13 protein-coding genes are annotated in these 15,117 nt (G+C 39.1%); 3 read left to right on the top strand and 10 right to left on the bottom strand.

Features of this window, described 5'->3' with window-relative positions; all coding sequences use genetic code 11:
• The 7 genes from CEF17_RS18420 to CEF17_RS18390 form a co-directional block, all read right to left on the bottom strand.
• Complete coding sequence (locus tag CEF17_RS18420; RefSeq protein WP_157843094.1) at positions 1 to 834, bottom strand: ABC transporter ATP-binding protein; 834 nt, start codon at positions 832 to 834, stop codon at positions 1 to 3.
• A 183-nt stretch (positions 835 to 1,017) separates the two neighbouring features.
• A complete protein-coding gene (locus CEF17_RS18415; RefSeq protein ID WP_100400988.1) occupies positions 1,018 to 2,829 on the bottom strand; it encodes an IucA/IucC family protein in 1,812 nt (603 codons plus the stop codon).
• Between the two features lie 29 nt (positions 2,830 to 2,858).
• Entirely contained in the window at positions 2,859 to 4,076 is a 1,218-nt protein-coding gene (locus tag CEF17_RS18410) for an MFS transporter (protein WP_100400987.1), read from the bottom strand.
• Complete coding sequence (locus CEF17_RS18405; RefSeq protein WP_100400986.1) at positions 4,054 to 5,352, bottom strand: lysine N(6)-hydroxylase/L-ornithine N(5)-oxygenase family protein; 1,299 nt, start codon at positions 5,350 to 5,352, stop codon at positions 4,054 to 4,056. The genes CEF17_RS18410 and CEF17_RS18405 overlap by 23 nt, the downstream gene beginning before the upstream one ends.
• A 1-nt stretch (position 5,353) precedes the next feature.
• Positions 5,354 to 5,923 carry a GNAT family N-acetyltransferase gene (locus CEF17_RS18400; RefSeq protein ID WP_100400985.1) on the bottom strand — a complete coding sequence of 190 codons (570 nt, stop codon included), beginning with the start codon at positions 5,921 to 5,923 and terminating at the stop codon, positions 5,354 to 5,356.
• A complete protein-coding gene (locus CEF17_RS18395; RefSeq protein WP_100400984.1) occupies positions 5,904 to 7,670 on the bottom strand; it encodes an IucA/IucC family protein in 1,767 nt (588 codons plus the stop codon). Before CEF17_RS18395 ends, CEF17_RS18400 begins: the two co-directional genes overlap by 20 nt.
• Entirely contained in the window at positions 7,667 to 9,202 is a 1,536-nt protein-coding gene (locus CEF17_RS18390) for a pyridoxal phosphate-dependent decarboxylase family protein (protein WP_157843093.1), read from the bottom strand. Before CEF17_RS18390 ends, CEF17_RS18395 begins: the two co-directional genes overlap by 4 nt.
• Before the next feature lie 837 nt (positions 9,203 to 10,039).
• Here CEF17_RS18390 and CEF17_RS18385 point away from each other — a divergent pair.
• Positions 10,040 to 10,231, top strand: a complete 192-nt coding sequence (locus CEF17_RS18385; protein WP_198509032.1) for a hypothetical protein — start codon at positions 10,040 to 10,042, stop codon at positions 10,229 to 10,231.
• Between the two features lie 587 nt (positions 10,232 to 10,818).
• On the opposite strand, the gene CEF17_RS20175 is transcribed toward CEF17_RS18385, so the two are convergent.
• Positions 10,819 to 10,956 (bottom strand): hypothetical protein, encoded by a 138-nt coding sequence (locus CEF17_RS20175; RefSeq protein WP_157843092.1) that lies wholly within the window; start codon positions 10,954 to 10,956, stop codon positions 10,819 to 10,821.
• A 482-nt stretch (positions 10,957 to 11,438) separates the two neighbouring features.
• On the opposite strand from CEF17_RS20175, the gene CEF17_RS18380 reads away from it, so the two are divergent.
• Both CEF17_RS18380 and CEF17_RS18375 read left to right on the top strand, forming a co-directional pair.
• A complete protein-coding gene (locus CEF17_RS18380; protein WP_100400981.1) occupies positions 11,439 to 12,242 on the top strand; it encodes an STAS domain-containing protein in 804 nt (267 codons plus the stop codon).
• 369 nt (positions 12,243 to 12,611) lie between these two features.
• Positions 12,612 to 13,124: a hypothetical protein gene (locus tag CEF17_RS18375; RefSeq protein WP_100400980.1), complete on the top strand. Its 513-nt coding sequence runs from the start codon at positions 12,612 to 12,614 to the stop codon at positions 13,122 to 13,124.
• A 745-nt stretch (positions 13,125 to 13,869) separates the two neighbouring features.
• Here CEF17_RS18375 and CEF17_RS18370 read toward each other — a convergent pair.
• Together CEF17_RS18370 and CEF17_RS20725 are read right to left on the bottom strand one after the other, a co-directional pair.
• Positions 13,870 to 14,193 (bottom strand): hypothetical protein, encoded by a 324-nt coding sequence (locus CEF17_RS18370; protein ID WP_100400979.1) that lies wholly within the window; start codon positions 14,191 to 14,193, stop codon positions 13,870 to 13,872.
• A 572-nt stretch (positions 14,194 to 14,765) separates the two neighbouring features.
• On the bottom strand, positions 14,766 to 15,117 hold a 352-nt coding region (locus tag CEF17_RS20725; protein WP_332835321.1), incomplete at its 5' end, for a group II intron maturase-specific domain-containing protein.

Raw genomic sequence — 15,117 nt, 5'->3', positions numbered from 1 at the left:
CTATCCCCACCTTACTGGCTTCTCCATCCTTTCCACAGTAGAAGCCTTGGAGTTTACCAAATTATATGTCATACAAATCGGTTTTCCGGTTTGTGGATCCTGCACAATGAGTGCTTCAACCCCAAAGACACGTCTAAGTACATTTTTACTCATCACTTCAGATGGGGGACCGACATGCTGAACGGCTCCTGCTTTCATAGCGATTAAGTGATCAGAAAAACGAGCAGCAAGATTGAGATCGTGAAGAACCATGACTATTGTACATTTTTTCTTTTCATTAAGTTTTTGCATTAACTCTAATACCTCAAGCTGATGAGCCATATCCAAATAGGTAGTAGGTTCATCTAACAAAAGGACCTCTGTTTCCTGGGCCAGTGCCATGGCAATCCAGGCCCTCTGTCTCTGCCCCCCTGAAAGGGCATCAAGAGACCGGTCGCGGAACTCTATCATCCCAGTATCTTCTAATGCTTTAGTTACGGCTTCTTTATCAATTTTGGACAATCGGCCTGTACCTTTACGATGGGGGTGACGACCGAAAGAGACTAATTGTGTAACTGTTAAATTTTGAGGTATGTCAGGAGTCTGGGCCAGAATAGCCATTTCCTTGGCCACCTCTTTTGTTTTCATTTGGTGGATACTTTTTCCGTTGAGATATACTGTCCCTTTTTTAGGCGTTAGGATTCGTGACATGGCTTTTAAGATGGTAGACTTCCCGCATCCATTGGGCCCAATGATAGAGGTGACGATCCCTGACGGGATTTCAATATTCATATCATCAATGATTTTTTGATCGCTATATGACACCTCAACATGCTGTGCAGATAGTTTTTCCAATCGGGCTACCCCTTTCCCTAGCATCTCCTCTAACATTTCATTCGACTAGAAATGATAATCATTATCAACACTAATGATATCGAGTTTTCTTGGACATTGCAATAGTCTGTGTGAATGGAGCAACAGGGAGATAGGATCTTTATGGGATGCTCAAGCAATCCGACCGTCACTATGTCTTTTTCTCTATTTCTGCTGATATCCTTCTTGACGAACTAGGCCATTATTCACCTTTCCAAACTCTGAAGCATGCGGCCGGTCTTCACTCTCTTCATATCCGTAATCAATCATGCGGTTTCGGTTTAAACAAAGCTTTGTCATCTTCTCTTTAAAAAAGTCAAAGGTGTCAAAACGTTTCTTTAATTCGGGAAAACGAGCTTGATACCGTTTTATTTCTCCCCTGACAATTTTCCAAAATAAAGATTCATCGAGTTCATTTTTTCGGTCTAATAAGTCAGCCAAATACCGGAAATGACAAATGAACAAGCCAGTAAAGATAAATTGTGTTAATCCTTCAGGAGACTCGCTGCGAAGGACCTTTTTAAGCTCTGGACTTAGGCTCTTTAATTCCTCAAAAGGTTGGTCACTGATATTCACGTCATCCACGAAGTCTTTCATAACCAGACGTTTAGGCTTATCATTTTCTAAGACAATGATTGCATTCTGTCCATGAGGGGAGAAGACGACGCCGTATTGATATAAATAGTGAAGAAGCGGAGGCAATATAGCTTGACATAACTGCTTCACCCATTCTTCGGCCGTGATTCCTGACTGCTCTATAAGCTTTGAAACCAGGGCTTGTCCATGGTCTGGCTCATATAACAAAGAGGCCAGGCTCATAGGTTTTTCACTCTCTGATATAGCTCCATAAATGCTTTCCCGCCATATTACCCCGAATTGTTCCTTGTATTGATAGGGAACCCCATTAACCTTCTCAAAAGCAGAATGAGGCACATGAATGCTCACCTCTTCTCCCAAAAGCCCGAGCTTGCACTCCTTTGATAAAAAGGAATCGTTTTGTTTAATGTCCTTGATAAAGGTGGTTACTTTGGGAGCAATCATTGTTCGTTCCCCAGGAAGCCCTCTGTATACCAAGGTGTTTAAAATGCTTATGGGCAGCTTAACATGGTGTTTTTCTTTTTCACTCACATTTACAAAGGTTCGAATCGATTGCTGTGGGAGATAAAAATCTTTCCCCCTACCTAATGGAATTATCTTTTTATAAACAAGAGCCTCTGCAAATTGTTGAATTAAAACATTTTCCCATTGCCACTCGTGCACTGGCATAAAAACATACTCGCCTGCTTGTTCCTCCCCTGCTTCCTCTTTTAGCTTCTCATTCATTTCTTTCCATCCGAAAGGACCAAGCTCTCTTTTTATAAAGCTTTCAAAATCGATCTCCTTTATGCTTGACACCACTGCTTCTTCTTTATGGACAGCGACCCAGTATAATGTTACTTCTTTTTGCTGTTCTGGGGCGTAGTTCAAATAATCCCCATAGTGAAAACCAACACGGCCTTTGTTATAAGTAATCCACGGATGTCCTGAAAGCTCTCCCTCTGCTTCCGCATAGTCCATTTTAAGCAATTCTTCTGATGGTGTATTTTTTTCTAATAAGTAACAATCAGCAATCAGTGTTTGCTGGTATTCTTTTATTAAATGTCCTGTGGTCATGCTGTTCATTCCAATATAATCTTGAAGTTCAAGTAGAAATTCTATTGCATTCAAAGGTGCCTCTTCATCTTCTTGATACTTAGAAATTGTCTTTGAATCCACTGAATAACTGTCAAAAAGGCGTTCAACAGCTTCAAACGTGTAGAGCGTACCCGAGTAAGGGCTAAAGGTATAAACGTTTCTTCCTTGAGTGCTTGCCTGTTCTACCGGATCGATCATATCTTCATACATAAATTCTTGAAGCATTTTTGCAACTAAACGTCGATTTGCTTTTTCCCAGTATGTCTTGATAAAGTACCGGGACAGTTCCTCTGTGTAGTTCATGTTCTTTTCTCCTTTCGATTCTAAGGTTTCTATTTTCCCTCATTTACATTTCGCGAGAGTGTTTGGAGTAAATGAATTTTTAGGGAGCTCCACTTCATCACTCCGATAAACAACAATCCAGAACAAACCAGACAGACACCTGCAACCCAAAACGTCGCTGCAAAATGATACTGTTCCCCTAGAGGAGCCGCGACCATCGGAGCAAGGAGCAAAGCAGTATTTTGAAACATGGCCAGGATGCTATACGAAAATTCCATATCTCTCCCTTCTTTCTTTTGAAAGAAAGAAGCATCTAATGCTGCTTGCCCTATCATTAAAAACACTCCATAAACGATCCTGAGTACAAGGAAGACCAACAAGTACGTAACAAGCCCTTGTCCCATTAGCGTTGCAGCTAGGATTGTTAGCGAAACAAAAGTTACGATAAACAACCTATCCTTGCATACCCATCGGTGCAGCCAGGGGATCAAGCACATAGCAGCCAGACTGGGCAGCAGAAAGAGAAAACCACTGACCCAAGTAGAGGGGTGAAAGGTTTGTTCAACATAAATTGTGAAATACGGACGAATCAACTGGTGGCCCATATGAAACATAAGAATAATGAGCCCAAAGCCTAGCATGAAACCAATCGGGAGCGCTCGATCCCCTTTCTTGACCGGTTCCATGTTATCTATGCTTTCCGGCACCATCCACTCATTTTTTATCACACGCAATAAAATAAGTAAGACAATGTCTACGCTGCCGATCACCCAAAAAACAAGCTGGGGATTCTCCCATGTGATAACACTTGCTCCGGCCAACGTAGAAAGTAAGACAGCTCCATGGAATAAAAGCTGGTAATGGAGAGCGATTCTTTCCTTGTTATCCGGATTTGACTGTATGAGGTTTGGGTATAACAAAAAAATACTTGTCTTAAAAAACACCAGACACATTGACATCGCAAGAAACAATTCAGACGTCGTTACTAGCGCCAGGGTAATACATATCAGAGGAGTGATTCCCAGGCAAAAAGAAACAATGCGCTGCAAAGGGATGAATCGTGAGAGCCATCCCCAAAAAGGCAGGGCGGCAATTGAGGCAAGGCGGCAACAAAAAATATACCACCCTGTAAAAGCCGTTCGGTCTTCAGAAAAGGCTTTAGAAAAGAACTGGGGAAAATACGGAGATAGTAGCACTTCTGAAAAAATCAAGAAAAAGATACAAACATAAATAACAGCGTGCTTCCTATCCAAAACATTGGAAAACATTCTTATCCTGTAACCTGTATATTTCCCGTCCGGTTATTTCATTAATAATGTGGGCATTTCGGTGAGCTCCCAATCCTAAATCAGGGGCCCCCGGTCCATGAGTATGAAGTTCTCCATTTTGGACAAACATGCGATGTTGACGTTTTTCTTTCATCTTGATTTCATAGTGATGCCCTACATCATACCTTCCTTGTTGATCCCACTTGATTAAATGTTCAACACCTTGTAAAAAAGATGGGATGGTTTGTTGGTAACCGGTCGCCATGATTAGGACGTCGGTTTCTAGAGAGAAATAGTTCTCTTTTTCCCATTGATTAAAATACAACGTGTACCGGCCATCCCTGCCTCCTTTTTCTCCACCCACTAGTTCAGTCAATGGCTGTAAATGAACTCTTTCCGTTTTCCCGCCAATGGTACGTTCATAAAGTAAGTCATAAATAGAAGCAATAGTATCAGCGCTAATGCCTTTGTATAATAAATCTTGTTTTGGAAGAAGAGCATCTTTTGTTTCCTGCGGCAAATCATAGAAATAGGCCGTATAGTCAGGAGAAAAGTGTTCCAAGCCAAGCTTTGAGTATTCCATGGGAAAGAATCCTCGTGAACGTGTCAGCCAGTTCAGTTGCTGCTCCTCCGATTTATTATGTAACACCTCATAAAAAACTTCACCCGCACTTTGTCCGGATCCAACAACCGTTACTCTTTTACTTCCTTTCCATATTTCCTCCTTTTTGCGAAATTCAGCAGAATGAAAAATGTACTCCTCTTCTGAGGATAGGCCGTCAATTTTCGGGATAACAGGAGTGGTTCCGACTCCTAGCACAATATTTTTTGCTTGGTATGTCTCAAAGACTCCACTCTCATTGTCCTCTACGACCACCTTCCATAAATCTTCCTCTTCTTCTATCTGTATAACGCGCTTTCCAAACTGGCATTGGGGTAGTTGCTCTGCCACCCACTGACAATAGTGATTGTATTCACGCCGTGGAATCTGAAATCGCTCATAAAAATAAAAGGAGAATAGACGTCCGTGCTCTCTCAGGTACTCTAAAAAACTATAAGGGCTTCTAGGATCTACCATCGTTACTAAGTCAGCAAGGAATGGGACTTGAAGAGTAGTTCCGTTAATCATCATCCCGGGATGCCAATTAAACTCGGGCTTATCATCGAAGAATAAGGACGTTTGCTCCTCAAGGCCATCTACTAAAGCGGCGAGTCCTAAGTTAAATGGACCAATACCTATTCCAATAAGGTCTACCGGAGACTGCTTCGTTTTCATTCTATAACCCCCTCCCCTTCCAATGGTGGCGGTGATAAATCATAAGGAGAGCTCTTTTTTCAGGCAGAGTAATTGGCTTTATTGGTTGAAAGCCGCATTTTTGAAAAACGTGAATCATCTTTTTGTTTGTGATATCTGGTTCCGCCACAATTTTCGTTGCTTTCCGTTTGGTAAACTCAAAATCTACCATAGCTTTCACAAAAGGCTCAGCCAAACCTCTCCCAATATAAAACTCCGGCCCAATCAAAAGGTGTATCCCTCTGTCCTGTGAATGATAACGATAATACTTCCCTATCACGTCCTCTTTCACCTCGTATGTTTCCCAATAACTAAGTGGTACGTCATCAAGGCAACCGATCCACAACAGTTGGTGCTCATTGGCTACCGCTTTTTCCATGTGCCTTTTTAATCGTGAGAACGGCACATTTAATTGCCAAAACGGGATCACATGGTCTTTGTGCATCCATTCATGCAACCGCACGAGATCTTCTTTAATTTCAAAGGGACGAAATGTAATAACCTGTCCACTGCCTATTCTTTTTTCAAACCTGTTAAGAGATGAGGATTCCATATGCATCCCTCACTTTTTGAACAAGTGGATTCTTTACTAATGTATACACGGACTGAGAGGCTAGATCCCCCTCTAATTCGTCCATATCGTAAAAGCGTGTCAGTAAGTTGGCTTTGCAAGGAAGGCTCTCTTCATGCAGAAGAGAATCAATCAGTGAAGAGGAAGAGCCATAGGCCATTACCTGTAAATCTTGTAACTCTCTCCGAAGAATTTCTAGCAGCACCTCTTCTTCACTTAACCCGCTCGTTCCAAAACTATTAATCAAGCCAAATAAATGGTTAAAGAAAAAATAATAGCGTAACCGCTCGTCAGCAATCTCATCCCTGCAAACTGTATCACTCTTTTCATTTAATTGGGGTAAAAAGGTCTGCAGATGACTTTCTTTTGATTGACAAAAATAATATCCCTGATTATCTCTGTAGTAAAACGACACCGGATATCCATTTTCTAAACGGACAATTGAATTTTGTTGATGAGCTTCCAAAGCAATACCATGGGTAAAGTAAAGCCACAAAACGGGATGAAGACTAATTGTTAAATACTGTGTAAACCAATCTTTGCTGACCTCTTTTATTTCTCTCTGTTCTTCTGAAGCTATTTTATGGATGACCTGTGCTAGATAACTTTTCTCTTGCCTCACAGGATCCTGTGTAAGACCTGCAAGTAAAGAGGTATGTTTTGCTTTCTCCCCTTTAAAGGGATTTTCCCGAAAGATAACTTCAAAGCCTGTTTCTTCTTGATCTATAACAGTTATATAGGAAGGATCATTTATGATATGAAAATTCGGAAAGTAATCCCTAAGCTGTGTTCCTAAATTACTTTCAAGAAGCTGACACACTTCAAGCCCTCTTTCAAGCTCATGTTTTTTGTTCACTCGAAGAGAATTTGTAACCTTTACTGGAATCGAAAGCTTTAGCATAACATCTGCTTCCTCAAGGTATACCGTACGTATCGAAGAAGTGGCTGTCACTTTTTTTCCCATTGGGCCAGCATTTATGAGTAATCCTAGAGCAAGCAAGTCCTTCACTTTCTCTGTTTGTAAAAGATGTTTCGCTTGAAGGGGATGAAGAGGAAACCATACAAAATTCTCGTCGCTCACCATCTCTTTTTGTTCTTCCTCTAACAATATTTCCTTCATTAAATGTGTTGGTGACTGTTCCCCGCTAGAACCTGTTTCTACAATTGATTTATGAACGAGAAGATAATGAAGATGAAAGGTGCCCCTCGTCTCCGGTGAGTAGGTTAACAGCTCTTGCTCATCCATCCCTTGTCTACTTTTGGGTGTGGGGTGCAAAAGGTGCCCTATCAGCAAGGACTGCTCGGATTCGATAAACGTACGGTCAGATGTATATGGGTTCGCACCCTCCTGTTCTCTATGGGTAAAAAAGGTAGTCATATTATCCAAACTCATCAGGACACGTTGGACGGTTTCTGAAAGATGAGCTGAACTTTCATATTGGATAGATAGTTCTTTTAACAACAAGCTGACTACCGTTGTTACATCTGTCTCATTCCACTTTTTCTCAAAAGTGGTTCGATAATAGCCTGGGAAGTCAAAAAGATGACGTTCTGTTGGCGATATGTATCGCACGGGAAAAAAGAACTGAATACCTTGGTTTTCAAGAAACAAATCAAGTCCCTGTCCGTGTTGAGAATTTGTTAAGAATGTCCCATTCCCGGTCTCCCTAATGTAGCAATTAAGAAAGCATTGTAATGAAGCATGCTCGGGCGACTCCACCTTATTCATTCTGTCATGCCCTCCTCTATTTTATTTTCTAGTTCTTTTCCTACCTTCAATATCTCCTCGATAACATGTTGAATGACTGCAGGAGTGACAAGCGGATTTAGTAATGTAATTTTTAAACACTGTGTGCTCTCCACTCTTGTCTTTGCTAAAACAGCTACTCCCCGCTCAAATAATAATTCTTTAATCTTTCTATTGATTACATTTTCCTGTTCAAAACTAACCTTGTTTCTTGGCAGGTACCGAAATACCAGAGAGTTTAACTCGGGTTCATGTTTGACTTCAAACCGTTCATTTCTTTTCAACGCTTCACTTAAGTTTTGAACGGTTCCCATGGTTTTCTCAATCATCGCGCCCAAATTTTTCACACCTGTATGCCGCAACGTCATCCAAATCTTCAAAGCATCAAATCTTCTTGAGGTTTGTACCGATTTATCGACTAAATGCAAATAGCCTGCCTCTTTATCTTCCTTAGGACTTAAGTAATCAGCTTGTTGTCGATTCCCGAGCAATGTTTTATGATCTTTTACTAAAAATGCTCCGCAACTGACTGGCTGATAAAAGAGTTTGTGAAAATCAACCGTTATGGAATTTGCCTCTTCGATCCCCTTTAGATTGGACTGATTCTTGTCACTTAAGATGAGCGCTCCGCCATAGGCGGCATCCACATGAAGCCATACATCTTCTTTCTTTGCGATACCTGAGATGATTTTTATAGGATCTATGCTCCCATAGTCAGTAGTTCCAGCGGTTCCCACAATGGCAATGGGAATCAAGCGATGCTCTCTTGCCTCAGTCATTCTTTTTTGTAGAATTTCTGGAATCATTTTATGTTCTTTATTGGTCTCTATAGGGACTACTGCATTTTCCCCTAAACCTAACAAAGCTGCAGATTTTTGTATTGTAAAATGTGCTTGTTCCGAGCAGAAGATACGAAACTTTTTTGCTTCAGCGGGCAAGCCTTTTTCTTTGACATTCCAATTTAAATATTCCTTGCAATATTGGTCTCTGGCCAATAACAATCCCATATAGTTAGACTGTGTGCCGCCACTGGTAAAGACACCATCAGCTCCTTTTGACAAACCAAATTTTCTCGCAGTCCATTCGATCATCCTGCTTTCCAAAAAAGTAGCTGATGGACTTTGATCCCAAGAATCCATCGATTGGTTTAGCGTACTAAGAATTAATTCTGCTGCAATCGATGAAAGAATCGGAGGACATTGAAGATGAGCCATGCACAAGGGGTGATGTACAAAAACAGAAGGATCAATCACACACTGGTTGACTTCTTCAAGAACCTGATCGAATGGTAGTCCGTAGTCAGAATCAAGCGCTGCTTCCTGAACTAGCTGTTTGACAACGAAAGGGCCTCCACCCATATAAGGATATATTTTCTGTGATAAACCTTGAGTAAGGAACCTTGTGGTCATGTTCAATATGTCTTGGTAAGATCTTGTGCTCTCTTTTGCAGAACTCATAAAAAATGAAGAGTAGTCATTCAATAAGCCTTCTTTTTTTTCTGTTACAGCTTCCACATCACCGACTCCCTTTCCACACATTATTTTAGTGATATTGATAATCATTATCGGTAAAATAAAAAATAAAAAATAAAAAATAAAAAATAAAAAATAAAAACCCTTAGTAGGGAAGATTACAAACACAAATGATAATGATTATCAATTTCATAACCACTGTAAAGAATACTACATCTTTCGTCAACTACTACAAGTAAAAATAGTAAATTCTTATTACCTGATTTTTTTTCTTACTAGTTTCTACCTAGTTAACTTTTTTAGTGTGTAGACAAACAGGTCTTCTGGTGATAAAGGGATACATGGAAAAAGAGAGAGTTAAAACCATCGGCCAGCAACTAAACCTACCAAACAAAAAAGCTTCTTAGAGAATTAAATTTTAGAATGAGAATAAGATGATACTACTTGTAACTGACACTGAACTCATTTTCTTCAAGATACCTTCTGACCATTTATGCTTCGTAACAAATATTTATACAAGATGAACTGTGTGCGTGGTTCTTTGGTACTTCCTTTTTTAAAAGCACGAGATAATTACATCCCTTGTAAGTGCTAATCATCAGCTGTGTGGGTAAACCATACTTTCTATTACGACTTCGTTAATGATAATGGTAACTCTGATAATCACTCATCCGATGGATGTTATGGTTAAAATAAACTAATTAATTTCAAAAACATTACAAAAATTACTAAAACCATGTGTTTTCACCAAAAGATTTGTGTTTTCATAAATAATTATCTAAAACGATCATCTATATAAAAAGAGAATGGTATTATAAGCGTACAAATGAATATGGTATAGCTGAAGAAAAGTGGAGAAAGTAACTCAATGTTGTAGGGGTGATAGACTTGGAAAAGAAAAAAGGTGAAATTCTTGTTTCCATCGATTTGGATCTAGATCCGGACTTATTTCCAGAGTCATGCAAAACAGAGGTTCAATATCTCCAACATGAAGTCAATAAAATTGCCAGTAAATTAAGCTATCTTAATAAAAAGGGCGGAATGGTTGTAAAGGCTCAACTGAAAGAGTAGGAGCGGTTTTAACCAATCTAACCTTAAAGTAGTTTTAGTTTTCTCCCCTTTCAAGGCACGTGGCAGTCACTGAGTGAAAGAGATTAAGAGAAACTTTATAAATAAACAATTCGTGATAATAGGCTAAAGAAAGCTATCATATTATTTCAATAGATCCTTTCTTCTGTCAAAGTACAAAGCTCTTTACCTTGGATCCTGTTGTTCTTCTTCTTTAAAGCAAATCACGATGGAACGGTTTAGACCTCTTTTTTTATTTCTTTCTGCAAAATAAATACAAACTTTTCTTCGAGCTCTTTTTCTACTAAGCGATAAACATCAAGCAGAGTTTTATCTGATAATTCTTCCACAAACACAACCTCTCCCCCTGTAATGCTCCCTATTTATTATCCTCATTACCAAATAGTGAGAGTCATGAAAACCTCTTATATACTCCTTGAAAAATCGGTAGGAGAATGCTCAGGATTATGATGAGGATTTATATCAGGTGAATAAATAAACAGGAGCAAAAGCTCCTGTCTTTATGCCCCCATAGAGAAGACTGTCAAGCAGTCGTTCTAGGGGGAGGGAAAAGAGGACATGGTTTACACCTATCCGTTGTTTGCTCCTAGCAAGGCAACCATCGCATCAATGATAATTTGTTGTTGCTCCTCTGTTCCTAAAAGGACAGCTACGAGAAGGGCCAACAACAGAAGCAATACAAGGACAATGGTTACTACGTTCACCATAGTACCTCCTCCTTTCTTATTAGATAGAAAGGGGGCCCTCTTTCACTAATTATCGTATGTAACAAGGATAGACATGCTCTATGCTTGTACCTATTTCATTTTAAAAAAGGCTAATTTCCCAAGGTTTTTATAGAAGACAGTTCATTCGTATAGATCTATCCAAGCAACAAGGTTATTTATTCGTTTAAGCTATTTTTTTTGTGAGTGTATTGCTCTTCATCTTATGATTACTGTCACATTTATACTTTCCTTAGACCTTTAAACAGCCTTATTTTTAATTTGCAGAGAAATAATAATAAGTACCTCCTCCTTAATAGTGTCATAAGCAATACAGTGAGAAAACTTGTTCCATAAAAGAGTTTACACAAAGACACACCATGGGGATATACATAATACTTGTTTAAAATTTGATTAATTAAGAGCTCTTCTTGCTATAAAAGCACCTTTAAATATTACCCTAATATAAAGGATGCGGATCTAACATGAAAAATTTCAGCGACTACTTCCTAGCGCACCAGGAACAATTTATAAAAGAATTGTTTGCTTCTATTAGTGAGGAAATTCTCGAACTCGTAGACACACGAAGCCTATTAGGAAAAAAGCACCTTATGGAGACATCAAGAATTCTAGTGTTAAACCTTGGGGTAAGGGAACAAGAAGAAATCTTAAAAACAGAAGCACAAAAAAGAGGAGTCGATTGGGCACACAGTAATTTGGAGATTCACGCAAAATTGGAGTTTTTCACAGCCTTTCGAAACACTTACTGGATTTTTCGAAAAAGCTTTCATGAGAGTCATGAAGAAAACGGGTTAACCTTTGAATTGGAACACACGATAAACTACGCTTTTCACCAATTTATCAATGAATACGTGAAAAGTTATACGGACACCAAAAACAAGGTGATTGCCGTGAAACAACAAACCATCAATGAACTTATCCTTCCAATTATTCCGTTGACAAGTCGCATGGCTATCTTACCCTTAATGGGAGCGATAGATGGCGAACGAGCAGAAAGGATCCAGGAAAGAATTCTTCATTATGTTTCCACTAACCAACTTGACCATGTAATTTTTGATTTTAATGGTATCGGAGTCATCGATACCGCAGTGATAGCCCATATCTTTGAGATTGTTAAGGGGTTAAGCCTTATGGGATGTCAATCGATCATAGTAGGCATTACCCCCTCAATTGCATCTTCGATCGTTCACTTGGGGGTAGGGTTTGGAAACGAAGTCTTGATTAAAAGTTCTCTCCAACAAGTAATAAAAGAAACCTTCTTTCTTTAAAGCAAAAGGAGATTCCTTAACATGTCAAACTATGAGGACCGAGAGAAGAACCTCAAAAAGCTAAAGCTCATTCTTAAAAAGCAGTCTTTCCAATGTTTTTAGGAGAATCTTTACTCCATATTCTTTTTCCGAAGAATATTTTTAAAGAAGGGTTTTAGATAATTATGCACAGGAAAACTGGGACAGCGTGCCAACTATTTGGCACAAAGTCTCCATCTCGTTTTTTCCACCAACTATTTACGTTGGTGGATTTTTTATTTTTTTAGCTAGCTTAAACAGTTTACGGCTAAGAAAATAGAAAACTATGATTCTATACATACTTTCTTCGCTTTATGATTATAATAAATAAAAAGCATCGGAGGTATAAATATGGGAATGAGGAAAGGTTCCTGGACAATAGAAGAAGATAGGTTACTATCTCAAACGGTCCTTTCACACATTAGGCAAAAGAAAACTCAGTTATCTGCCTTTGATGAAGCAAGTAAAAGATTAGGACGTTCTCCGTCTGCATGCAGTTTCCGGTGGAATGGTGTTCTACGTGAAAAGTACAAAGAAGATATAACAATGGCTATAAAAATCCGGAATGATAAAGGTGATGAAACACCACTTCAACAAAAAGCAACTGGCAACCATCAGGTAGTTGCTTCTCCTCTTGAAAAGGCTATTTCTCTTTTGTTGCAATTTGAATCCCAAAACAATGAACGCCTTCTAGAGCTCCAAACGTTAAAAGCAGAAAACTCAGTACTAAAAGGGAAACTAAAAGAACTTGAAAAGAAGCACACAGCCGTGGAAGAAGAACATAAGGAATTTTTGGATCTGTTACATCGTGCAAAGAAACGAGAAAAGCTTAAAGAGGGAAATGATCATTCGGCACAAGGATAAGTTCTCGTTCCCCCTAACCAATCTTAAACCCCTCACCAAAATGTAACTAGTCATAAATATATTGTAAACATTTTTACCTTACAGTGGATGACTACAAATAAAATACTGTCTCCTTATGCTAGGAACCTCATTTTTATTTTCGCTGTCCTCCCCTCTTCTAACATTCTTTTTGTTTATCTCTACTTTAAAAGTAAAATCAGGAGACAAAGCGCCCTGCTTATGGGAAATTTTTTAATAATATGAAATCATAGGCTTAATCAGCTTAAGAATTATTTCTTTTCCTTGTTCACGAGATACTTTTTTTCCTCTACTTCACCTTTAATATACTTTAAAAGTGCATCTTAAAAAAAAATAGTAAGAGCCCCCTTCTTTGGAAGGGGGCTCTCATCCGTTTACTTATGCAGGTAAAAGAGGTGAGGTTCTAGGATACACGTTATTATATTTTCAATTTACGCTTATGGATTAGATGCTAGCCTTACTTTTTCACCCATTTTAAAGGGTAAAAATAGGCTAAGGAGTGTGGTTTTGATCCTCTCACATATCTCCGTAGACTACTCAGTAATTGCTGGTAGAGGTCCCCACTGAGGGGTCAAGCCAAACGAACCAAGGAATGCAGGGACCCATACTATCCTATGCTTTTTATTCCTCTCTATACTTTCTTAATAAAAGGTACTCTGTACCTCATTTATTTTTTCTTTTATAGGATACGAATGATGACCTCTCATTCTTCTTTCCCCACATGGTATTAAGTGTTTTTACCTGTAGAAAGAGTGGTTAGATTTTCATCTATTTTCTTTAATACTTCTTTTGCAGTGGGTTTCTTTCCTTTCCTTAAAAGGAAAAAAACCGCTTCGTAGATCCATTCTCCTTTTTCTGAAGGAAGCTCTAAAATGTTTGAAACAAGTTCTGCAATATCGACGTCCCCTATCGTTACAATTTCATCTAAAAACGCATCTCCATTCAACCCTATTTCACTAAGCTGATTATTTTTCCATAGAATGTTGATATAAACTTCCAATAGCCCGCAAACAGCCTTCTTGGATTTTCCTTCCAAATGTATATTTTTCACTTCGTTTCCAACCTTCCTTTTTAAGTATACAAAAGGATCACGTAGGTGCTCACCTTTTCTTTGGAACCATCTTGGTCCTAGGGAACCCTCTACGGTTGTTCTTACACTACGTTCTAACTATAAGCACTCTTGCCACCTATATAGAATAGTATGAGAAACCCCTCTTAGTTAAGCTTGAAGTTAAGTACTTTTTTATTTTATGACAAGAAGCAAAAGCATTATTCTTCGCTTAAATAGTTAATTGACGACGCGGAAGAGGCATTCGACAGATATCATGATCCCTTACAGTTATAAGAGCAAGGACCAATCAACCCATAATATTTCACTGATAACATAGGAAAAAGGTAAAACCCGAAAAAAGGATCTGTTTTTAGCGTATAACGCTGGAACACCTATTCTTGTAGCGTCCATTATTGGGGAGGAAAAGGGTTTACGACCATTTGTTAGAGTAATTATCTGAAGAGTAATTAGGTAAAAGATTTAAAATCGAGTAGGAGGAGGTGACTAACCTCCGTCCTCTCACACCACCGTACGTACGGTTCCGTATACGGCGGTTTCATAAAATTCTAACGTTAATTCAATGATTTCAAACCCATACGCTGCCAATAATGGTCATTGAGTGTGCGATGGAGAATAGGGCTGCTGGCTATACGCCAGTAGCCTTTTCTTGTGTTTCCCCATTCCAAGGCTTTCGCCTTTGTCACTCCCAGTGCCATCAGATTCTTCACCTTTGTTTTGGGCAGCTTCCATTCCTTCCATCGAATCATTCGGAGTCTTCTTCTCAACCATTCCATCAGTCTTTTGAAAATGGATGGCGTTTCTGCCAACTGAAAGTAGTTATACCATCCTGTAAGAAATGTATTGATTTTCTCAATTCGGTATTTCATATCCGTACTCCATTTTCGACTTGTCAGTTGACGCAGA

The organism is Bacillus sp. FJAT-44742 (genome assembly GCF_002797315.1).
GTDB classification, from domain to species: domain Bacteria; phylum Bacillota; class Bacilli; order Bacillales; family Marinococcaceae; genus Thalassorhabdus; species Thalassorhabdus alkalitolerans.
This window is presented reverse-complemented; position numbering and strand designations above follow the sequence as displayed.

Excerpts from the sequence above, each read along its gene's own strand:
- CEF17_RS18415 (WP_100400988.1), bottom strand. The coding sequence starts at position 2,829 with ATGAACTACACAGAGGAACTGTCCCGGTACTTTATCAAGACATACTGG.
- CEF17_RS18410 (WP_100400987.1), bottom strand. The coding sequence starts at position 4,076 with ATGTTTTCCAATGTTTTGGATAGGAAGCACGCTGTTATTTATGTTTGT.
- CEF17_RS18405 (WP_100400986.1), bottom strand. The coding sequence starts at position 5,352 with ATGAAAACGAAGCAGTCTCCGGTAGACCTTATTGGAATAGGTATTGGT.
- CEF17_RS18400 (WP_100400985.1), bottom strand. The coding sequence starts at position 5,923 with ATGGAATCCTCATCTCTTAACAGGTTTGAAAAAAGAATAGGCAGTGGA.
- CEF17_RS18395 (WP_100400984.1), bottom strand. The coding sequence starts at position 7,670 with ATGAATAAGGTGGAGTCGCCCGAGCATGCTTCATTACAATGCTTTCTT.
- CEF17_RS20175 (WP_157843092.1), bottom strand. The coding sequence starts at position 10,956 with ATGGTGAACGTAGTAACCATTGTCCTTGTATTGCTTCTGTTGTTGGCC.
- CEF17_RS18380 (WP_100400981.1), top strand. The coding sequence starts at position 11,439 with ATGAAAAATTTCAGCGACTACTTCCTAGCGCACCAGGAACAATTTATA.
- CEF17_RS18375 (WP_100400980.1), top strand. The coding sequence starts at position 12,612 with ATGGGAATGAGGAAAGGTTCCTGGACAATAGAAGAAGATAGGTTACTA.